Annotated in this window: 24 protein-coding genes and 1 other annotated feature; of the genes, 2 read left to right on the top strand and 22 right to left on the bottom strand. The window is 38.3% G+C overall.

Annotation, left to right across the window (positions count from 1 at the left end; genetic code table 11):
• Window positions 1-45 precede the first annotated feature (45 nt).
• The 10 genes from GT508_RS08590 to GT508_RS08545 form a co-directional block, all read right to left on the bottom strand.
• Window positions 46-1410, bottom strand: coding sequence for a spore germination protein (locus GT508_RS08590; protein WP_161144035.1), 1365 nt, complete (start codon window positions 1408-1410; stop codon window positions 46-48).
• Between the two features lie 92 nt (window positions 1411-1502).
• Complete coding sequence (locus GT508_RS08585; protein WP_161144034.1) at window positions 1503-2018, bottom strand: deoxyuridine 5'-triphosphate nucleotidohydrolase; 516 nt, start codon at window positions 2016-2018, stop codon at window positions 1503-1505.
• Window positions 2019-2120: 102 nt separating this feature from the next.
• Complete coding sequence (locus GT508_RS08580; protein WP_161144033.1) at window positions 2121-2894, bottom strand: ABC transporter ATP-binding protein; 774 nt, start codon at window positions 2892-2894, stop codon at window positions 2121-2123.
• Window positions 2887-3768, bottom strand: a complete 882-nt coding sequence (locus tag GT508_RS08575) for an ABC transporter permease (protein ID WP_161144032.1) — start codon at window positions 3766-3768, stop codon at window positions 2887-2889. Before GT508_RS08575 ends, GT508_RS08580 begins: the two co-directional genes overlap by 8 nt.
• Window positions 3769-3780: 12 nt before the next feature.
• Window positions 3781-4791 carry an ABC transporter substrate-binding protein gene (locus tag GT508_RS08570; protein WP_161144031.1) on the bottom strand — a complete coding sequence of 337 codons (1011 nt, stop codon included), beginning with the start codon at window positions 4789-4791 and terminating at the stop codon, window positions 3781-3783.
• Between the two features lie 152 nt (window positions 4792-4943).
• Window positions 4944-5213 (bottom strand) — a binding site (T-box leader).
• A 162-nt stretch (window positions 5214-5375) separates the two neighbouring features.
• Entirely contained in the window at window positions 5376-5705 is a 330-nt protein-coding gene (locus tag GT508_RS08565) for a nucleotidyltransferase domain-containing protein (protein ID WP_161144030.1), read from the bottom strand.
• Window positions 5706-5869: 164 nt separating this feature from the next.
• Window positions 5870-6418 carry a hypothetical protein gene (locus GT508_RS08560; protein WP_161144029.1) on the bottom strand — a complete coding sequence of 183 codons (549 nt, stop codon included), beginning with the start codon at window positions 6416-6418 and terminating at the stop codon, window positions 5870-5872.
• 20 nt (window positions 6419-6438) lie between these two features.
• Window positions 6439-8334, bottom strand: a complete 1896-nt coding sequence (locus tag GT508_RS08555) for a hypothetical protein (protein ID WP_161144028.1) — start codon at window positions 8332-8334, stop codon at window positions 6439-6441.
• A 1-nt stretch (window position 8335) separates the two neighbouring features.
• Window positions 8336-10903 carry an ATP-binding protein gene (locus GT508_RS08550; protein ID WP_161144027.1) on the bottom strand — a complete coding sequence of 856 codons (2568 nt, stop codon included), beginning with the start codon at window positions 10901-10903 and terminating at the stop codon, window positions 8336-8338.
• Window positions 10904-10916: 13 nt separating this feature from the next.
• Window positions 10917-11399 (bottom strand): hypothetical protein, encoded by a 483-nt coding sequence (locus tag GT508_RS08545; RefSeq protein ID WP_161144026.1) that lies wholly within the window; start codon window positions 11397-11399, stop codon window positions 10917-10919.
• 108 nt (window positions 11400-11507) lie between these two features.
• Here GT508_RS08545 and GT508_RS08540 point away from each other — a divergent pair, with 108 nt between their 5' ends.
• A complete protein-coding gene (locus tag GT508_RS08540) occupies window positions 11508-11738 on the top strand; it encodes a helix-turn-helix domain-containing protein (protein ID WP_161144025.1) in 231 nt (76 codons plus the stop codon).
• Between the two features lie 153 nt (window positions 11739-11891).
• On the opposite strand, the gene GT508_RS08535 is transcribed toward GT508_RS08540, so the two are convergent.
• The 10 genes from GT508_RS08535 to GT508_RS08490 form a co-directional block, all read right to left on the bottom strand.
• Window positions 11892-12077 (bottom strand): hypothetical protein, encoded by a 186-nt coding sequence (locus GT508_RS08535; protein ID WP_161144024.1) that lies wholly within the window; start codon window positions 12075-12077, stop codon window positions 11892-11894.
• Window positions 12078-12155: 78 nt separating this feature from the next.
• The gene (locus GT508_RS08530; protein WP_161144023.1) at window positions 12156-12338 is read right to left on the bottom strand and encodes a hypothetical protein; all 183 of its coding nucleotides are present in this window, start codon (window positions 12336-12338) and stop codon (window positions 12156-12158) included.
• A gap of 217 nt (window positions 12339-12555) precedes the next feature.
• Window positions 12556-12861: a type II toxin-antitoxin system RelE/ParE family toxin gene (locus tag GT508_RS08525; protein WP_161144022.1), complete on the bottom strand. Its 306-nt coding sequence runs from the start codon at window positions 12859-12861 to the stop codon at window positions 12556-12558.
• A complete protein-coding gene (locus GT508_RS08520; RefSeq protein WP_161144040.1) occupies window positions 12851-13117 on the bottom strand; it encodes a type II toxin-antitoxin system prevent-host-death family antitoxin in 267 nt (88 codons plus the stop codon). The genes GT508_RS08525 and GT508_RS08520 overlap by 11 nt, the downstream gene beginning before the upstream one ends.
• A 317-nt stretch (window positions 13118-13434) precedes the next feature.
• On the bottom strand, window positions 13435-14367 hold the full coding sequence (metA, locus tag GT508_RS08515; protein ID WP_161144021.1) for a homoserine O-acetyltransferase MetA: 933 nt from the start codon (window positions 14365-14367) through the stop codon (window positions 13435-13437).
• A 3-nt stretch (window positions 14368-14370) separates the two neighbouring features.
• Window positions 14371-15717 (bottom strand): AI-2E family transporter, encoded by a 1347-nt coding sequence (locus GT508_RS08510; protein WP_161144020.1) that lies wholly within the window; start codon window positions 15715-15717, stop codon window positions 14371-14373.
• 192 nt (window positions 15718-15909) lie between these two features.
• Entirely contained in the window at window positions 15910-16248 is a 339-nt protein-coding gene (locus tag GT508_RS08505) for a DUF1540 domain-containing protein (RefSeq protein WP_161144019.1), read from the bottom strand.
• A gap of 74 nt (window positions 16249-16322) precedes the next feature.
• Window positions 16323-18251, bottom strand: a complete 1929-nt coding sequence (gene thrS, locus GT508_RS08500; protein WP_161144018.1) for a threonine--tRNA ligase — start codon at window positions 18249-18251, stop codon at window positions 16323-16325.
• Between the two features lie 334 nt (window positions 18252-18585).
• Window positions 18586-19329 carry a YdcF family protein gene (locus GT508_RS08495; protein WP_161144017.1) on the bottom strand — a complete coding sequence of 248 codons (744 nt, stop codon included), beginning with the start codon at window positions 19327-19329 and terminating at the stop codon, window positions 18586-18588.
• Entirely contained in the window at window positions 19314-19817 is a 504-nt protein-coding gene (locus GT508_RS08490) for an SEC-C metal-binding domain-containing protein (RefSeq protein ID WP_028086005.1), read from the bottom strand. Before GT508_RS08490 ends, GT508_RS08495 begins: the two co-directional genes overlap by 16 nt.
• A gap of 95 nt (window positions 19818-19912) precedes the next feature.
• On the opposite strand from GT508_RS08490, the gene GT508_RS15130 reads away from it, so the two are divergent.
• Window positions 19913-20209: a hypothetical protein gene (locus GT508_RS15130; protein ID WP_330576898.1), complete on the top strand. Its 297-nt coding sequence runs from the start codon at window positions 19913-19915 to the stop codon at window positions 20207-20209.
• Here GT508_RS15130 and GT508_RS08480 read toward each other — a convergent pair.
• Window positions 20179-20358, bottom strand: coding sequence for a hypothetical protein (locus GT508_RS08480; protein WP_022415996.1), 180 nt, complete (start codon window positions 20356-20358; stop codon window positions 20179-20181). The genes GT508_RS15130 and GT508_RS08480 overlap by 31 nt on opposite strands.
• A gap of 254 nt (window positions 20359-20612) precedes the next feature.
• Complete coding sequence (locus GT508_RS08475; RefSeq protein WP_161144016.1) at window positions 20613-21905, bottom strand: adenylosuccinate synthase; 1293 nt, start codon at window positions 21903-21905, stop codon at window positions 20613-20615.
• Window positions 21906-21996 lie beyond the last annotated feature (91 nt).

The following is a 21996-nucleotide window of genomic DNA, read 5'->3' as shown; positions in this document are numbered from 1 at the left end:
TACTTATTATCCCATTTTCCTGTAATGGTCGTTTTTCACACACGGTTATTTCAGGCTTACATGAAGATAGCTTCTTCCGGAAAGTGTTTTATTAAAGCAGATACTGCACACTACCAGAACACATCCCATTACAAATCCCCACCCGTTGAATAATGCCGTCAGTATCAGCAGGGCCAGACGCATGAACTTCAGCGCATAGCCAAGTTCAAAATTCGGCTGTGTATAATTTGCAACTGCAACAAACGCCATATAGAGCATGACTTCGCTGTTAAACCATCCCGATTCCACTGAAAATTCTCCCATGACAAGACCAGCGATCACACTGAGCGGTGTACTTAGCATACTCGGAGTATTCAGAGCCGCCAGACGCAGGCCGTCAATTGCCACTTCCAGCATCAGAAGCTGAAAGATCAACGGAATATTCACCGTATCCTTCACCGCCACAAATGCAAATACTTTCGGCAGCCAGTTCGGATTCTGCATAAAAAGCAGAAATACCGGCGTCAGGAATATCGTCATCAGATTAATCAGCGTTCTGGATATCTTCAGATAGACACTGGTCAATGTCGGAAAATAATAGTCATTTGCCTCTTCGATCATATCAAAGACCGATGTCGGAAGTATCATCGCAGACGGTGAATTATCTACCAGGATCACAACTTTCCCTTCCAGCAGACATGCCGATGCCGTATCCGGCCGTTCGGTGAATTTAAACTTCGGAAACGGATTATACCACTTCCGCTTAAACAGGCATTCCGCCAGGCTCTGCTGATTCATCCGCAGATCATCTGTATCTATGCTCTGGATCTTGTCACGCACATTTTTCAGCAATGCCTTATCTGCCCGGTCACCCATATAGCAGAGTGCCACATCTGTCCTGGAACTGTCCCCTACCTCCATCATCTCCATGATCAGTGCCGGATGCCGGATTCTTCTTCTCATCATTGCCGTGTTATATACGATTGTCTCCACAAAACCATCTCTGGATCCCCGAAGTGACTTGTCTTTATCCGGCTCTTCTACACTTCTTGCCGGATACATCCTGCAGTCGATCACAATACATGCCCGGTATCCATCAATAAATACACATGTTTCCCCCGACAGCAGGCTTTTCAATATTTGATCAAAATCAAACATGACATCTACCCCAACGTATGGAATGCATGCATTTGCGAACTTCCATATATCCTCCGGCATGTCTTCTTCTTTCACTTTCAGAAGTGCATCCATGATCTTCAGCATTGTCTCTTCACTTGTAAAACCATTTACATAATAAAAAGAAGAAACCCTCCCGCCGATCAGCAGATCCCTCTGGATGAGGTCAAAGCTTTCCCGGATCGGGAGTGTTGCGTTCATATATGCTACATTTTCTTCTCTTGTCTTAAAAACCGGGATTTCCTGACGCGTCATCTTCTTATCACCTCTTACATACATAGACTGTATGTTCCAGTATGTCCCGTTTTTTTCATTCTTATACAAAAATGGAATGCTTCTCTTTCCGGTTATTTCGTCGTGCTGCCAAATCCGCCGTTACGGACTTCTTCCACATCATCATCAACCGTAATCCCATATTCCATGAAAATCCCCTGCATAAATCCTGTTCCTGCCGGGATTTCCACTATTTTTCCTTCTTTTGTGTCATTCGTGATCTTGGCAAAAATGTGTCCTTCATTGTCTGAATTATAATAATCACTGTCGATGATCCCTACTGTATTATTCAACTGCAGGCGGAATTTGAATCCAAGTCCGCTTCTCGGATAACACTGAAGTACCCAGTTTTCTTCCATCTTCGCTCGAATTCCTGTTGGAATCTTCGCTATCTCTCCCGGCTTTAATGTGATTGCCCGCGGCGCATAAAAATCGTATCCAGCCGATCCTTTTGTCGCACGTTTTGGAAGTTTCAATGCATCATAGATACTGCGGATGACTTCATCGGAGTCCTGTCCGATGGCATCCAGATACCCTTCTTTAAACTGTTCAAAGCTTACTTTTTCAAATTTTGCGATTCTCTTTGCCATATATATATCCTCTTTTCTGTTATTTATTCTATACTTCTTAAACTACAAAAACACAGCCTATAAAGCTGTGCTTTTGTTCCGGCATATCCAGTATAACATCTTTTAGTTGCCGCACTCAATACTGATTTCATTAAATAATGTCAGGATATCGTCTACCGACATCCTATCTTTTTCTTCTCCCTTTTTATCCAGGATCGTATTTCCCTGATGCATCATCACCAGGCGGTTACCATATTCGATCGCATATCTCAAATTGTGTGTAACCATGATCGTTGTAAGATTCTTCTCTTTTACGATCTTATCTGTCAGTTTCATGATCAGTTCTGCCGTCTTCGGATCCAGTGCTGCTGTATGTTCATCCAGGATCAGAAACTTGATCGGTGTCATGGTAGACATCAGAAGTGCCATTGCCTGACGCTGCCCGCCGGACAATGCGCCGACTTTTACATCCATCTTATCTTCCAGTCCCAGTCCGAGCTGGCTTAACTGCTCCCGGTAATAATCTATCCTTACTTTGTTCGTTCCTCTGGAAAGACCGAATACCTTTCCTTTATTGTCTGCCAGAGACATATTTTCCAAAATCGTCATTGTTGGACATGTTCCCATTGCCGGGTTCTGATAGACACGGCCGATTCTTTGGTTTCTCTTATATTCTTTCTGTTTTGTGATATCGGATCCATTGATCAGGATCTGTCCACCCTCCACCGGGATACTTCCGCAGATAATATTCAACATGGAAGTCTTTCCGGAACCATTACTTCCCACGACAGAGACGAATTCTCCTTTGTCGATTGTCAGATTGAAGTCCTGAAATAAGCACATCTCATTCACGGTACCCGGATTGTAATATTTATGAATTCCTTTTAACTCAAGCATTGGTGTTCACCTTCTTCTTTCTGTCCATACTGATGATAAGTACAACCAGGAACAGGACTGCCGTTACCAGTTTCATGGCCTGCGGATCGAAATTGCGTAGTGCAACGGCAACGCATGCTTTATAAATAACCGATCCGATCAGGACTGTTGTCGTTGTGTGCAGCAATGTCATCTTACGGAAAATACTGGTTCCGATAATTACACTTGCCAGTCCTATGACCATAGCTCCGGTTCCCATAGAAATTTCAAATACTCTCTCTTCCTGTGCAAATATACATCCGGCCAATGCTACCAGACCATTTGAAATTGCAAGTCCGAGGATCTTGATATTGCCCTTGTCTTTTGCGAGAGATACAACCAGTACATCATTATCCCCAACGGCTCTTAACAGGAATCCGGACTTCGTATTCAGATAGAGATCAAGCAATACTTTACAGATCAATGCAAGCACCAGAACGATGATCAATGTCGCATATGGTGCAAGTACATCCGGAATGATCTTCTCCATCAGATCATTGTTAAAAATAGTCTTCTGTGAGAATAATGGCACATTCGCCGTTCCTGCTATATACAGATTGATCGTCCACAATGCCGTCATCATTATGATTCCCGAAAGAAGATCTCTGACTTTACACTTCACGTGGATCAGTCCGGTACAGATTCCCGCAACTGCTCCGGCCAGAAACGAAAGAACCAGCGTGATGTATGGATTCATTCCTCTTGTAAGGAGGGCAGCTGTGATCGCTGCCCCCAGAGGAAAACTTCCATCCACCGTAAGATCGGGAAAGTCTAATATTTTATATGTGATATAAATCCCCAATGCCAGGATTCCATAGATCAGCCCCTGTTCTAATATCGATGTAATAAAACTCATGAAAAATGCCTCCTAATTCCCGTCCCCAAAGCTTTCTACTGCGCTATTTGCAAGATCTTCCGGTACTGTGATTCCAAGATCCTCTGCTACTTTGTTATTTACATAGAATCCAGGTTCTGTGATAGTTTCAAAATTCTGCTCAGAAGCTTTTGCTTCGCCTTTTAATACTTTCGCCGCCATCTTACCAGTCTGCTTTCCAAGTGCAATATAATCAATTCCTTCAGCTGCAAGGCATCCGATCTTCACCTGCTCGATCTCACTTCCGAATACCGGGATCTTCTTTTCATTTGCTTTATCCAGGATAGTTGGAAGTGATGCTACAACTGTGTTATCAGTCAGATTGGTAATACAGTCTACTTTGCTTAACAGATCATCCGCTGCAAGAGATACATCCGCTGTTGTTGTGATTCCCTTTTCTACCAGTTCGAAATCATATTTCTTAACCAGACTTTTGTATTCTTTGATCGCCGATACAGAATTTGCTTCGCTTGTAGTATACATGATGCCAATCTTCTTAGCATCCGGAAGCATCTCACGGATCATTTTAAGCTGTTCTTCAACCGGAAGTTTATCTGATGTTCCGGTCACTTCTCCTACCGGTTTTCCATCTTTGTCTGCGAGTTCTGCTGCTACAGGATCTGTAACTGCAGTGTAAATGACCGGAATGTCAGCTTTCATTGCTGCGTTATATGCACTCTGTGCACTTGGTGTTGCGATCGCACATACCAGGTCTACTTTATCAGATACCAGACTGTCGGAAATCTGTTTTGCAGTTCCCATATCCGCTGCCGCATTTTTGTATTTTACGGTCAGGTTATTACCTTCTTTGATTCCTTCTGCTTCCAGTCCTTTTAAGAAACCTTCCCTGCAGTTATCAAGAGAATCATGTTCTGCAAACTGTTCAATTCCGATGGTATAAGATTCTTTCTTATCACTTCCGGAATCGGATGAACTGCCACATCCTGCTGCCATTGCTGTTACCATTGCCGCTGTTAATAATACTGTTACCATTTTCTTTTTCATAATTTTTTTCTCCTCTTTTTCTGTATAAAATATTATTGTTGTCCACAGATCCCAATTGCCAGTTCTCTGTAGTTGTTAGGAGAGAAAATCTTTCACCGATTATCGTCTGCCATACCATCTTAGACAAAAAGAAAACCGCCCCAAACCTTAAGGTTTGAGACGGTAATAATATCTATTATTATCGCGGTACCACTCAAATTGACGAATCGTCCACTTTCTCATGTACTAACATACACTCCTGATTGATAACGGGTTCGGTTCCCGACAAGCCATACTCTCTCAAACGATTGATAAATACAAGTTCTTGATTTCAGACTGCCCTCAAAAGTCCATTCACTTATCAACTTCATACAGCAATCTCACCACCTGCTGCTCTCTTGGATGTCATCGTATAAGCTACTCCTCTTTTTCAACGGTTTGCTTTGTTATGGTTATACTCTACTGTATCAAAGTTGTTTTGTCAAGAAGTTTTTTACTTTTTCAAAAATGTTGTAAAGTTTAAAATGTAATTAGAGAATGAAACAACAGTTAAACAGAGTTTCTTGAATTCTATACTTACTTAAATCAATTTGTCTTTCATCCGTTTACAGCACAATCCCTTCTGCCTTTACATTATTATAAAATGGCAATGCTCCCAACCAATACTCGAACTGATCTTTATTCTTCACCACCACGCTAATATCAATTCCATAATCCATTTGGAAGTCAAATGCCAAGTCAAACAACGTTGGTTCTGCCTTTTCTATTTCTTCATCCGTCAGAGTTGTCAAAATCATTATATCTACATCCGAATGTTCGTTATAATCTCCACGAGCATACGAGCCGTGTAAAATTACTTTATCCAGTTTATTCCCAAGTATTTTCTTTACCTGTTGAGAAAACTTTAAAATGATATCATGTGTATTGTTTGGCATATAATTCACCGTCCTTCTTACTGGTTGATTATTGTAGTGTACTATTATGTCTTTGCGTTTTTCAATATTTTTTCCTAGTAGTTAATACGGCACCGACAGAATATTTTTCCATATCTGCTATCACTTTGGACTGACCGTTTTTATAGTTCTCAACAATTTTTTAATTATAAATGCACCCAATTTCCATCGCCATCTACAAAATCTTCTCCCCACCGACGATATGCTCCACTACTGTCCTTATATGTATTTCCCCAATAGATATAATTTCCATCATAATCATAAAATCCACTTCCCCATTGGCACCAATTTCCCTGACAGTCTATAAAATCCTCTCCCCATCGACGATATGCTCCTGAAGCATCTACAAAGGTTAAATTTTTCGAAACTTCAATATCAGAAATAGTATTTGTTCCCGGTCCCGATGTCCTAGAATAATTAATTTTCATGGAAGTGTTTTCCTCCAAAACATACGAAACTATATATATTCCAGCTAATATTGAACAAATCACCAACATTAACATATCATGTGCATATATCCATTCTATAATTGGTTGTTCACCTGGGTTGAAAATATCTATTATAAAACAAATTACATAAAGAAGCCATCTCAAAACCTTTCCAAAAAACACCGAACTTACTACTATTGCTATTCCAAGAAGTACCACTCCAATTATAATTATCAGTGTCTTTAAAAACTTGAAAACATTCTTCATCTATTGCTCCCCCTATTTATCTAACCATAAATATCAATATGCTCCTTTTCCTCATTAGACCATTTTTCCAGAACACTAATTATTAGATCATTTACATTTTGAATATGTCTGTTAATTCTAGGATTTTGCATCTCTTTTAATAACTTTATCTTTTGTGCACACACCTTATTCTTCTCTATTATGTTATTTTCCAGTGCAATAACATCTGTATCTAAAAGCGGAATATACAAAGTATAAATGGAAAAAGCAACTTGTTTATTGTTTATTCTTTCTCCAGTAACAAAAAATAAAATCCACGAATATCCTGTGTCTAAATCTGTTTCATCAATAAGAACTGCTTCCACATAATCCGCATAATTATCTAAAGTTTTTATATTTGTAATACCAACGTCAAAACGATCATTAAAACTTTCTTTAAATACATTCTGCATTCTAATTACCAGTTCAGTTATATCTACCTCCACATTTTTAATATTTACATCTTTATTCCATTCCCTGACAACAAACGGATATTCTACTGTAGTATTTCGTAATGATAACGATTCAAAGAATTCGTCAATCTTATGCACATCCCAATGAACGCTTCGATATTCATACATACAGCTGCCCTCTTGAAAAATCTCATCCTGCTTTATAGATTCTTCTTGCAAATATCCATTTTTCACATTACTTGTTTGCAAAAAACTTAACCTGTGTTCTTGTTCTCGGGTTCTCGGAATGCATTTTTCTACCATTGCTTCTAAAACCTTTTTTTCTTGCTCATACGCCTCGGAATAACCAAAAACTTTTTGCAATATAGAGTATTGCGAATTATCTATACGCAACCATTCACTAGTGCGACTCAGAAAAACATCCAAAAGTTCATCTACCTTTGAAAACGTTTTTGTATATGAGCCTCTTATAGTTTCTGCAATAATTTCATCTACTGAATTTACCAAACAATGTGGTTTACTGTCAAAAATAATTTTATTAACAGTATTATGCAGATTCATCAATACTGTATATTTTTTAGAGTCATTATCTGAAGCGCCTTCATTTATAGCCGAAATAATTATCCATTTCTTTAAATTAATCAAATCTGCTTCCTCTACATTAACAAGAAACAATGTATCAAGTGCTTTCTCAGTATTTCCTTCTTCCCAATATTTTTTAAGGTCAATAATTTCAAAAATACTATTCGGCACTAATTCATGCATATTTTTGATTCCCGATATTTTTTGAATATCACCAACAGGATCATCCTTATCTAAAATACTACCAATCGCATTATTCGCCATATAATAATCAAAATGTTTCATATATTTCATATAGTCATTTCTATATTCCGGGATGCTGCAAAGATCATTTAAAACAGAAAAACAACGTTCGTATCCCCATTGGTCTTCAACAAAATATTTAAGAATACAAGAAACATAATCTTCTTTGATTATTTTCATTTGATTAAAGTAAAACTCAGAATTTCTCGCTTCCTCTGACAACTGATTTAACATAGAAAAGTCCCTATTTCCGACCGAATTCTCGCATACCGATGATATTATATTCTTGATTTCTGCATTTATTTTTGACCTATGAGCACGTTCAACTAATATTTGATTATTTTTCTGTTCTTGTTCTTCATCAATTTTCCATAATAATTTATTTACAGTCCATCCCATCTTAAAATAACAATACAATCCATGATCAAATTCATCTGCATTTATTTTTAAAACTTCACTAATACTCGATATCGTTTTACCTTTATATTGGCTATCCATTTGCATATAGAATTTATGTTCTGAATAATCTAATGGAATATTAATAGTTTTTCCATTACATAATTCAGCAACCCATCGCCCATCAATATTTATTCTAAATGGAATTATCGCAGATAATAATTTACTTTCTCTTGTTAATCTTAAATACCTTACATTGTTCATTTCATATCTCTCCTTCTTTTGTTTTTTGTAATATAATTTTTGTATTTTTTATCAATTTTTCTATACTTTCTTTCATATGATCACAAAAATCACAAGCTTCACTCTCTTGATCAAAAGTAATATCTATTGTATTTTTATATTTCTTTACAACTTTTCTAAGAAATGCAATACAATTATCTAAACCCATTTGCTCTTTGACAATCATATTCATCAATATTTCATAATCCTTTATAGTATCGGCAGCTCTAATTTTTTCACAATCATTTTGTAACTGTTCAAAAATTTCCACCGCTATACGCCACTCTTTTATCCAACTCTCCTTAAGTTTCTCAAATCTTATGGCAAATGTTTTTTGCATAATATACTTATGCAAATTTCTCGCAGTCATCAACTCATACAATTTTTCTGTCGAAGGCGCATCTTTCAAATCAAATTGCGCAATTTTCATCTTAAACGGACGCACTAGACCCTCATATGATACCAGCGCATCTCCTGGCAAATATGTTGCGACTGCTTCAAGTTGTGTTTCATTTGCCGACATCATTGTTCCAAGTATCGCTCTGTCATCACCAGCAGTTAAACGATGAACAATTTTTAACCCTGTATTTTTTAACACTTCTGCCGCCATTGCAGTCGGCAATTGATCAGCAATTATGATTCCCTCACGCAATGCTCTTACTTCAGCAAGCATTTTTACAATATAATTTGTAGCAGCAACTTTTGGATTTGCATCTTCCGCAATAGTCTCTCCTGTCATGTTTGCAATCAGATTGTGGGCTTCTTCGATAAAAATAACATGTCTGACGCTTCTAGCATCGTTTCCTTTCGGATTTGCCTTTAAAACTTCTCTAATCAAAGTGCATATCATCAGTGTCATAAAATTAGACGGCCCTGTTCCCAATGATTCCATTTCTATAATAATTGGATGTCGTATTAATTCTTCCGGCTCCAAACTAGACATTTTAGAATCAAAAACATTTCCTAAATCTCTTCGTAACAATCCACCTATTCTCATTTCTAATGCAGATTTCATATTTCCTCTGACTTCCCCATCATAATCAGTGTGTTTTAATTCAAATTCCAACCGAGCATATAATTCAGAAAGTGTTGGATATTCTTTCCTTCCATCATTAATATCATCCGTATCCCAATCATGATCGCTATAAACACCTTCAATTGCCCTGTCTAATAATGCTGGCAATGGTGGTGTTAAAGGAAATGCCCCTTCAAATACATCCATTAAATTTTGTATATGTTCCGATAACGATAATCCTTTGGCAAATTCAAATGGATTCATAGCCATTGGAAACTTAGATCCTGATGACGGCGAAAAAATAATCAAATCATCCATATCTGTTTGTGCTAATGCTCTATATTCCTTTTTTGCAGGTTCTAATACCAAAAATGGCACATCACACTTTTTCCATAAACTATAACATATATGTAACATCGTATTTGTCTTTCCCGCTCCCGGGACACCACAAACAAACGCATGCTTTTTTAATAAATTCAAAGGAATGTTTATATCTTGCAAATTTTTTCCAAGATATATTTCTCCGTCTGATTCAACGGGATCAGTCTCCTTTCTCAACTCAATATGTTCTCCTTCATACAATATTGGGAATCTGAAAAAAGATTTAATTTCATCTAACGTATAGTATGTTGGCCAATAATTTAATGATTTTGGCATAATATTATGTAATTCAACATAATCATCAATCACTCCAAAAGAATCTTCTTTGAAAATCGAACTCTCCCAATTTCCTTTTTTTATGGTTTCTCCACATAATGTACTTAAAATCATATTTCCCAAAATTTCATCATTGGAATAAACAATTACATTTCCTTTAAAACATGGTGCATTAGAAATCGAACTCAAAAACTTCTCATATACCTTAAGTATTTCTCCAGAAAATGCATCTTTGTTATTAGCCACTCGAACATCCTTATTAAGTTTTATTGTATTTTCACTATCGTAAAATGATTTATTTTTCAAATATTCAATAGGTTTTTCCAAGGAAGAGTACACATCTTCATACGAATCTGCCCCTCTTAAAACCACTCGATACATGACATCTGTATCAAACATTTCCATGGTTTTAACTAAGTCAATCAGTCGTGAATCTTTATTCGTTTCCCAAGATTCAACATAAAACAAATCTACACTCTTATCATTATCTCCTATTTCACAACAACGTTTTCGTTCGCATTTCTTAAGTATAAATTTTTCTTTAAAAACATCACCTTTAAATGGATTTTCCTCTTGAAATGTTATTTTATATAACTCCGTCAATTTCGATGATCCCATTAGATTACTCAAGTATTCAACAAGCGCTCTATCTTCAAATTTAAATACTATATAACATTCCAGTTTGTTTCCTTTTTTGTTTACAGGAGTATATCTTATAATATAATTAATCTCTATTTCATAAATAGCTGATATTTTTTGCCATTGTCTCAGAAAATCATCAGTCCATTCTTTCAAACTTTCAATTCCATTTATTGCAATAACCTGATATTTTGATAATGATATATCCGGAATACTTGTCAGCTTATAAGTCATTATCATGATTTATACCTCTCTATCTATGGTTCATCAATCTATTTTTACTAGCAAGCAAATCATCTTGATATTGTTGCGTTTCCTGCCTTAAATCTATAATCTGATCAGCCTGATCTAACACTTCTTCTCCTTTAGCATCTGCAAAATTTCCCAAAATCGGAATTCCATTTAAATCCTTCAATTTATTTCCTTTTTCTTTTAAATCATCACTAATAGAATCAGCCGTATCCATTACTTCATCAGCATCTTCACTAATTTCTGAGGCTTCTTGTTCCAACTCTTCTCCTTCTTCATTCAAATCATGCCTTATGTTTTCTATAGCAGCATCAACCTGTCGTTGTATCTCATCTGGCAAGTCAGTCGGAATTCTAGATATTCCTTCTTCAATTTCATTTTTCTTTTCAATAAATTGATCTGTTTTGTCTTTATTATCCATGGCTCTAATTGCTATATCATTCTTTTTTTCAATAATCCATTTTCTGTCATTTACAAATCCCTTCATACTTGTTCCTCCATACTTATGTTTCTTCGATTTTATTTTAAAACAATTTGTTTTAAAACGCAATATAACAATTTGTTTTAGATATACTGATAAAAATGAGGTAATAATATGGCTTTAAGAACAACTCCATACAGACACATTAGAGATTTACGCGAAGATTCCAATTTAACACAAGAATATCTGGCTAAAATACTTGGATGCAGTCAGGTTGCTTATTCTTATTATGAAATTGGAAAACGCGATATTCCTACAGATATATTAATAAAACTAGCTAATTTTTATAATGTGTCAATTGACTATTTACTTGATCAAACAAATAACAAAAATCGATATCGTTAAAGTTAAAAGAGGAATGACACACTGCCATTCCTCTTTTACTTCCATAAAAATAATTATTAAATTTTGTCTCCACGAAATTTCTGGTTGTCTCCACATTGTCTCCATTTGAACGTGAAAACAAATTAAAAAAAACGAATTTAGGCTACATTAGCATTATTTTAAATTCCGCTCATAATCCCCTAAAAACGCCCTATTTCCAAGTAAAATCCGATATCCCCTCCAGCTCATACGGTGTAGCCTGCTACACGTAATAATTTTTTCTGGAATAGTATTTCTATAATTCAAAAATCCCCATTTATCAAGCTTTATTGTTCTTTTCATCTCTGCGAATTTTATCATACCACCAATTTATCTCCAGTACCTATGAATTTTACAGCTAAACTACCAATTCAAACAACGTTGCTTCTGTCTTTTCTATTATAATCCCAGTTCTTTTATAAGCTCTTCCTGTGAGCAAGATGGCTGATAATCCTCATCTCCCGATTTATACGCATTTAACGCCCAGATTTCTTCCGGATCAGGAGCAACTTTTTCTGCATTCGATAACGCAAATGTTCCACGTATTAAATCCCAAACTTTCTCTGCATCTTCTTCACTCATAATTGTAACTGCACCTAAAATTCTTTCTTTAAAAATTTAACTGCTTTCTTAGAATAAATGATTTCAAACAATATTTAACACCTTCTTTCCATTTAATGCCTATCTTTTTAATGTATCAATAGTATATCATATTTCCAATTGAAAATGCTTTTATTCTTTTTATATTATTCTTGAAACCAGAAAAAGAATATTTTGGCAAAAACGCAAAAGATTCTCTTTACCCAAACAATTTTGTATATTCCGTTTGCGTATCTGCGATATGATAAATGTATACCGTATTTTTTATCACTCTATAAATTGATACATGTTTTCCGCTTATGACCATCCTGCATCCTTGTTCATTCAGCCATTCATCAGGTATTCTTGAACCGGAATCTGGGAACTCTTCCAATCTTTCTATTCCGTCCAGAATATGATCACTCACCTTAATAGCTGTTTGAACATTAAAATTAATCACATACCAGTCTTCAATATTCTTTAAATCTTCCCATGCCGATGGAAGAATCTCTACCCTATATTTCATTTACTCTTTCTCTCAATCTTCTTCTTGCCTCTGAAACACTAACAGTTTCCTGACCTTCAATCCGTTCTTGCTCTGCTTTAAGAACTCTTTCTCTTAATTTTAGTGTCTGCTCTCTCTTCTCGAAAGCTTCTATATTCATAACTACCAAATCACCATCGCCATTCTTGGTTATATAAATTGGCTCTTTTGTTTCTTTTGCAAGATTAGATATTCCGGCATAATTGTTTCTTAGTGCTGTTGATGCTTTTATAATCATCATATCACCTCCATTTATTATGATATAATTTTACTATAATTATGATAGATTGTAAAGACTATAGCTTCACTAATCATTGGATCATACTACCAATGCATTACCCGGAAATGTAATGACATCATTTTTCATTTTAATAATCCTCATCCTCTACTTCCGATATTCCAAATAACACTCTCGTATAATCCTTTTTTTCATTCAAAATACGGATAATAAAAATCGATATTGTTATAGTTAAAAGAGGAATGACACACTGCCATTCCTCTTTTACTTCAATAAAAATAAATATTAAATTTCGCTCACAATCCCCTGAAAACGCCCTATTTCCAGGTAAAATCCGGTGTCCCCTCAAGGTCATACGGCGTAGCCTGATATACGTAATAATTCAACCAATTCGTATACAGGTTATTCGCTGTCGCTCTCCATGTAAGCAGCGGTCCTTTCTCCGGATCATCATCCTGATAATAATTCTTCGGGAGTTCGATCGGAAGTCCCTTACTTTTGTCCCGTTTATACTCACCATCCAATGTTATACGGTCATATTCCGGATGTCCCATCACAAAGATCTGGCGCCCATTCTGTGCCATAGCAAGGAACAGACCTACTTCGTCAGATTCCGCCAGAACCGTAATCCTCTCATCCGCATGCACTTTATCCAGTGGTGTCTCTGTATGACGGGAATGTGGTGCCAGAAATACATCATCAAATCCACGTACCAGCGGAATTTTCCGGTTCAGCACTTTATGCCAGAAGAGACCGAACGCCTTCTTATCTAATTGGACCTTGTCAATTCCGTAATGATAATACATGCCTGCCTGCGCTCCCCAGCAAAGATGCAGTGTAGATACTACATTCGTCTTGGTCCAGTCCATAATACGGGTCAGTTCATCCCAGTAATCCACTTCTTCGAACGGCATCTGCTCTACCGGTGCTCCGGTAATGATAAATCCGTCAAATTTTTTATCCTTGATCTCATCAAATTTCTGATAGAATTTGTTCAGGTGACTCATTGAAGTGTTCTTCGACTGATGTGAAGCAACCGTAACAAATGTCACATCTACCTGAAGCGGTGTATTAGACAACGAACGTAATATCTGCAGTTCTGTCTCCTCTTTTAATGGCATCAGGTTCAGAAGTCCGATCTTGATCGGACGGATATCCTGATGCATTGCACGGTGTTCATCCATCACAAATATATTTTCACTCTCTAATATCTCCTTGACCGGGAGATCATTCTGCACTCTGATCGGCATAATTTATTCCTCTTTTTCCTTTTTATTTTCTTCTGTCTTCTGTTCTTCATTCTCGGTCATATTATCTTTTTTCTGAAAATATGTCCCATCATTATCTACATAACTATCTCCGTTATAGCATTCTGACTCTGTCGGCAATTTCTTTTTCTCCAATTGATTATCCAGAAAAAGTTTTACAATATAATAAATGACTGCAAACGCCGGCACTCCGAATAACATTCCGAGAATTCCAAATAAGCCTCCCCCGAGAAGGATCGATACGATTACCCAGAATGCGGACAGCCCGGTAGAATTTCCAAGAATCTTCGGTCCCAGTATATTTCCGTCAAACTGCTGCAGCAACAAGATGAAGATCAGGAAATAGACTCCTTTCATCGGATCTGCAAGTGCGATCAGAACCGCACTCGGAATTGCTCCGATATATGGTCCGAAGAACGGAATTACATTCGTCACACCTACGATCACGCTGACAAGCATTGCATACGGCATATTCAAAAGTGATGTACCAATAAAGCACAGGATTCCGATAATGATAGAATCGATGATCTTACCAATGATAAATCCCCCGAATATCTCATTTGTCTTTACTGCAATATGAATCAACAGGTTGGCGCGTTCTGTCGGAAAGATCGCATATGTTGCTTTCTTACTCTGATTAATAAATGTCTCTTTGCCGAACAAAATATACACAGATACGATCACTCCGATTACCGCATGGAACAATTCCATAACCAGTGTATATAATCCAACCGTCAGATGGGTCATCACTTCATTTACTTTGTCCAGAAGATCCGTACGCATCCAGTTCTGAAGGCTTGTGGATGCCTCGTTCATCGCATTCTTCAACATTGTCGTCATTGCCGAGTCATCCAGTTGTATATGATTCACCTGCTTCACCAGCTGGTTGATCTGAGCCGGAAGCGTAAAGATAAGATTCCGGATACTTGCGATCAGTTCCGGGATCAGCATATTGATAAGCGTTGTCACAACGGTGATCAGTACGACCAATGCCAGGATCACTCCTACACATCTTGATACCGTCTTCGCTTTTTCTTTCTTCTTCATATGTTTTTCCAGAACCGGCACCAGATATGCATCTACCGTTCTCACGATCGGATTCAACAGATATGCAATTCCGCATCCATACAGCACCGGCTTCAGGATAGACAGTATCTTTAATACCGTATCTGAAATTGCTGTCACACGCAGCATTGCAAAATAGACCAGAATACATGCAACGATTACCAGGAAATATGTCATTCCGCGGTTGAACTGCTGCCTTAATTTGGATGGACCCTTTCTCCCAAAACTGGGACGGTCTTTATAATATGTATTTTCTTCTTTGCTCATAAACTCCTCTTCTTTCCTGCCTGTTTCGCATATAAAATCATTATACCCTTGCCGTAAATTTACGTCAACCGACAAAAAAGGATCAGAACAATTGTTTCTATAAAACTTTTATAAAAACTTATGTTCTGATCTTTTTTATTTCCGCCCCGGCCGCTCTATCCGTCAAAGCCGGTATCCGCCATCCGCCTTATCTTATGCACATCCACACTTGAATGTTGCACACTCTGTCTCGCCACAATGACAGGCATTTCCGCCTTCTACACTGATCTTTCCGGCGTGACACTGACATTCTTTATTATACATGCATTCTGTTGCCTTACAGTCTACACTGCTCTTTGCCGATGCCTCTTTCCCTTCCATATCCGAGTATGCATCCGCATAGGCGCTTCCGCCTTTTCTCTCTTCAAAGCTGTCACAGCTTGTCTCAGCAGCTTTCTTTGCAGAATTTCCTCCTACCACGATACTGTCAAGATTACAGTAATAATTCTGATTGTGTGTACAAGTCTGTACGGTACATCGTAAATCTGGCATAATATATCCTCCTTTCAAATACAAGATATATTATGCCAGTTCTTTTTATTTCTTATACATTTTGTAAAAATAAATTAGTTTTCTTCTTTTACAACTTCTCGTCTTTCTCTTGTTGCGATCTCATCTGCAACAGATGCTACGAACGCATCCAGACTCTTCTGGCCTTCATCTCCTGCAAATCTGCTTCTTACGGATACCAGATTTTCTTCTTCTTCTTTTGCTCCTACTACAAGCATGTATGGAATCTTCTGCATCTGAGCCTCACGGATCTTATAACCGATCTTTTCCGCACGTGTATCAATCTCTGCACGGATACCTGCCGCATTTAATGTCTCCATTACTTTCTGTCCGTATTCCAAATGTTTATCCGAGATTGGAAGCACCTTAACCTGTACCGGTGCGAGCCATGTAGGGAATGCTCCCGCAAAATGTTCGATCAGGATTCCGATAAATCTCTCGATGGATCCAAATGCTACACGGTGGATCATGATCGGACGATGTTTCTCTCCGTCTGCACCTGTATATTCCAGTTCAAATCTCTGTGGAAGCTGCATATCAAGCTGAATTGTTCCGCACTGCCATGTTCTTCCGATAGAGTCTGTCAGATGGAAATCAATCTTTGGTCCGTAGAATGCTCCGTCTCCTTCATTTACTACATAATCAAGACCAAGATCATTCAGTGCGCCGCGAAGACCTTCTGTTGCAAGTTCCCAATCTTCGTCACTTCCCATACTGTCTTCCGGACGTGTAGAAAGTTCTACATGATACTTGAATCCGAACAGCTGATATACTTCATCGATCAGTGCTACAACACCTTTGATCTCATCACGGATCTGTTCCGGCATCATAAAGATATGTGCATCATCCTGTGTAAAGCAGCGCACACGCATCAGACCATGTAACTGTCCTGATTTTTCATGACGATGAACCAGTCCGAGTTCTCCGACACGAAGCGGGAGATCTTTATATGAACGTGGCTCAGCTTTATATACGAGCATTCCACCCGGACAGTTCATTGGCTTAATCGCAAAGTCCTCTCCGTCAATCTGTGTTGTATACATATTTTCTTTATAGTGATCCCAGTGACCGGATGTCTCCCAGAGGTGTCTGCTTAAGATTACCGGCGTAGATACTTCTACATAACCTGCTTTTTTGTGAAGTTCTCTCCAATAATCAAGCAATGTATTCTTAAGCACCATTCCCTTTGGAAGGAAGAACGGGAATCCCGGACCTTCTTCGCACATCATGAAAAGTCCAAGTTCTTTGCCGAGTTTTCTATGGTCACGTTTTTTTGCTTCTTCAAGCATTGTCAGATATTCATCTAACTGTGCTTTCTTAGGATAAGAGATACCGTAGATTCTTGTGAGCATCTTGTTCTTCTCGCTGCCTCTCCAGTAAGCACCTGCAAGGCTTGTAAGCTTGAATGCTTTTACCGGCTTTGTTGTCATCAGGTGTGGTCCGGCACATAAATCAACGAATTCTCCCTGCTGATAAAAGCTGATCTCTTCTCCTTCCGGAAGGTCTTCGATCAATTCAACTTTATATGGTTCATCTTTTTCTTTGAAATATGCGATTGCATCTTCTCTTGTCTTTGTAAATCGTTCGATCGGAAGAGCTTCTTTGACGATCTTCTTCATCTCTTTTTCAATCTTTTCGAGATCTTCTGCTACGAATGGTGTCTCACGGTCTACATCATAGTAGAATCCATTCTCGATCGACGGTCCGATCGCAAGCTTTGTATCCGGATACAGACGTTTGATTGCCTGTGCCATAATATGAGATGTGGTATGCCAGAAAGCACCCTTTCCTTCTTCGTTATCAAATGTAAGGATCTCCAGTTCACAATCTTCATCCACAACATGTCTGAGATCTACTACTTCACCATTTACTCTTGCGGAAGTTGCCACCCTTGCCAGACCTTCGCTGATATCTTTTGTAATATCCAGCACTGACATACTTCCTTCATACTCTTTGAAAGATCCATCTTTTAATGTGATTTTCATAATTATCATGTCCTCTCTTTTTGTTTTTTACATAGTGATAAAAAAAGTCCCTTACAGGCAATTGCTGTAAGGGACGAATTATCTCGCGGTTCCACCCTGTTTGAACTGACACTTCAAATTCTCTACTTTCAAGACTTCTTATGTCAGAACCTCTTAATTATGACGATAACGGAATCACCGGACTGTTTTTCAGCCACTCAGAGGTAGTTTTCAGAAGGTTCCAAAATAAGAAGCTTTCAGCCTGTGACTTCTTTCTCTGGTATTTCTTTCCCAGCTTACTCTTCTCTTCAACGTGTTTTCATACGCTCTCATTATAACACGCGGTTTTACTTTGTCAATATTTTTTCAACCACAGTTTCCAGACTGCAAAACATTCCCGCACAAAATAATTCGGAAATAATAACGGATGGCAGCTCGCCGCTATCGGAAACGGATTCTTAAATCCTGCATGTTTTGCATACCTGCATCCGCGGTATACATGAAAATTATTCGAGACGATCCCGACCGGTGTATCCGCATCTTCAATAAGTTTTCCGGAAAATTTCAGATTCTCCAGTGTATTTACCGACACATCTTCCTGCACGATCCGTCCACGGTCAATCCCGGCATTCTCCAGATACTGTGCCATCGCATATGCTTCTGTGACTTCTTCACCTTTCCCCTGTCCGCCGGAGACGATCACATGCACATCCGGATGTTCTGTCAGATAGGCTAATGCGCAATCCAGTCTTCGTTTCAATGAATCCGTAATTTTCCTTCCTCTCACCTGTGCTCCCAGTACAATAATCCATCTTCTACCGGTTCCCGTCGCTCCTTTTTCCAAAGGTTTTCCGCACATTCCTGTTATGATCTTCATCTCTGCAAGCAAAAGAAGGCACACCGTGATACCGATCAGCAATTCTACTATCCACGGCATTCCATATAAACGGATCAGAACGCTTCCTGCAATTCCGATACTTCCGCATACCAGCCAAAATCTGGAAAAAGTAGAGTCCCATTTTTTCAGTGCGATACAGATCGCACCGTAATAAATGAGACTCAGAATACCTGCTGCCAGAAAAATTATCTGCCACAGCATTTTTTGTATTTTTTACCTGATCCGCACGGACATGGATCATTTCTTCCGATTTTTTTCGGTTTACGAATTGTTGTAGATTCTTTCTGCTCTTTATAGAATTTCTTCAATTCTTCTTCAGAGAAGATTTCTTTCCACTGTGGAAGCTCATACAGCCAGTCAGCTTTCGCTGCTACCATGTTCTTGTACAGTCTTTCTTTATCAAATGCAAGGCTTACCACCGTATCTTCTTCTACTGCATCCAGATCCTGTTCGATCAGAAGACTTTCATTGATTCCATCGAGGAAACCAATCATAGTCAGAACTTCCTGTCCGAATTTCTCAGCCAGTTCTTTTACGGTCCCTTTCACTGCTTCATCCGGATTAGAAAGAAGCTTTTCGTAAATCTCTTTCTCAATCTGGAAATATGTTCCCCAAAATTTTTCCAACTGACTTCTGTCTGCAGTCTCATCATAAGCGATGTTCTGCCACTGCTGATATAATGTGCTCATATTTCTATACTCCTTTGTACGATATTCATTTGCAATTTTTCACTGCTCTCTATATAATATACTAAAGTCTTGATTCATTGTAAAGGATGATTATTATGAAAAATGCAAAACGTATCCTGGCACTCATTGCTGCGGTTTTATTATTCGGTATGTATCTTAGTACATTAATATTTGCCTTGATCGGAAGTCCTCATTCCATTGATCTTCTCTGGGCATCTGTCGCATGTACGATCGTGTTGCCGGTATTGCTCTATGGTTACATGCTTGTGTTCAGACTCACACAGCATGATATTCCATCTGATGATCCGACAGACAGCCTCCGCAGGCACATCCCGGACAACGCATCCAAGTCTTCTTCGTCTCACGACCATGCAAGCGATGATACCATGTAGAACTCAAAGGGCATCAGACTTTCTTCGCGATCGTCTGAGCCTTTTTTCTTATGTTTTCTTTCATCTTCTCTGATTTTCTTTCTTTTTGCAAGGTATTCTTCCATTGAAATAACTTCTGCTTCCTCTTTTGTCCAGTCTCTTGTATTCATAGTGCATACCTCCATCTTGATTATTTTTCCCCTCTTGCGTCTTTGGTATCTGATTACACCGACGTTATTATTATATTTACGATGGTTTCATTATATGCATGGAATGTGTCGTCGTTGTGGAAAATTTCTGAATAAACCATAAGATTTTTCTTAAAGAAAACATAATTTACGCTACAAAAAGACAGGGATAAAACACTTTTGTGTTCTGTCCCTGTCTTTATCCTGCTTATCTGTATTTTCTTAAATACTCTATTCTATTTTGAAAGTTCAGACTCTCTGTAGATGATATCGTGTCTTTCCGGACCATTGGATACCATTGTGATCGGGTATCCGATCTGTTCTTCTATAAACTCGATATAATTTCTGCAGTTTTCCGGAAGGTCTTCGTATTTCTTGATTCCACGGATATCGCATTTCCATCCCGGAAGTGTCTTAAGAACCGGTTTTGCCTTCTCTAACAGATGTGTAGTAGGGAAGTCTGTTGTTACTTCTCCATTGATATCATATCCTACACATACCGGAATCTCATCCAGATATCCGAGTACATCTAATACTGTAAATGCAACGTCTGTTGCTCCCTGCATTCTGCATCCGTACTTGGAAGCCACGCAGTCGAACCATCCCATTCTTCTCGGACGTCCGGTTGTTGCTCCGAATTCTCCGCCATCACCACCGCGGCGTCTTAATTCGTCTGCTTCGTCACCAAAGATCTCGCTTACGAATGCTCCGGCTCCTACTGCACTTGAATATGCTTTACATACTGTTACGATCTTCTTGATCTCATACGGAGGGATTCCTGCTCCGATCGCTCCGTATCCTGCCAGTGTAGAAGATGAAGTAACCATTGGGTAGATTCCGTGATCCGGATCCTTCAGTGATCCAAGCTGTCCCTCTAACAATACTTCTTTTCCTTCTTTGAGCGCATTATTCAGGAAAAGAGAAGTATCACATACGAATGGCTCAACCATCTTCTTATATTCTTGAAGTTCATTATATAAATCATCAGGATTGATCAATGGTTTATGATAAAGATGCTCCAGCAATACATTCTTCTGCTCTGCTACGCGAACAACTTTTTCTTTTAACAGTTCATCATCAAACAGCTCACTGACCTGGAATCCGATCTTTGCATATTTGTCTGAGTAGAATGGTGCGATACCTGATTTTGTAGAACCGAAAGATTTTCCTCCCAGTCTTTCCTCTTCGTATGCATCAAAATTCTTATGATAAGACATTACCATCTGAGCTCTGTCAGATACCAGAATCTTCGGCATCGGAACTCCCTGATCGATGATAGACTGTACTTCTTTAAATAATACCGGCACATCCAGTGCTACACCATTTCCGATAATACTTGTCGTATGATCGTAAAATACTCCTGATGGAAGTGTGTGTAATGCAAACTTTCCATAATCATTGATAATTGTATGACCTGCATTCGCGCCTCCCTGGAATCTTACGATAATATCAGCCTGTTCAGCCAGCATATCTGTAATCTTACCTTTTCCTTCGTCGCCCCAGTTGGCACCGACTACTGCTTTAACCATATCCATTCCTCCTGCGATATTAACATGACTTATCAGTCTTCTTTAGCGGATCTAATCAAACCACCCTAAGCATTATACTATACATTTTACC

Source organism: Dorea sp. BIOML-A1 (genome assembly GCF_009875615.1).
In the GTDB taxonomy this organism is placed as follows: Bacteria; Bacillota; Clostridia; order Lachnospirales; family Lachnospiraceae; genus Dorea_A; species Dorea_A amylophila.
This window is presented reverse-complemented; position numbering and strand designations above follow the sequence as displayed.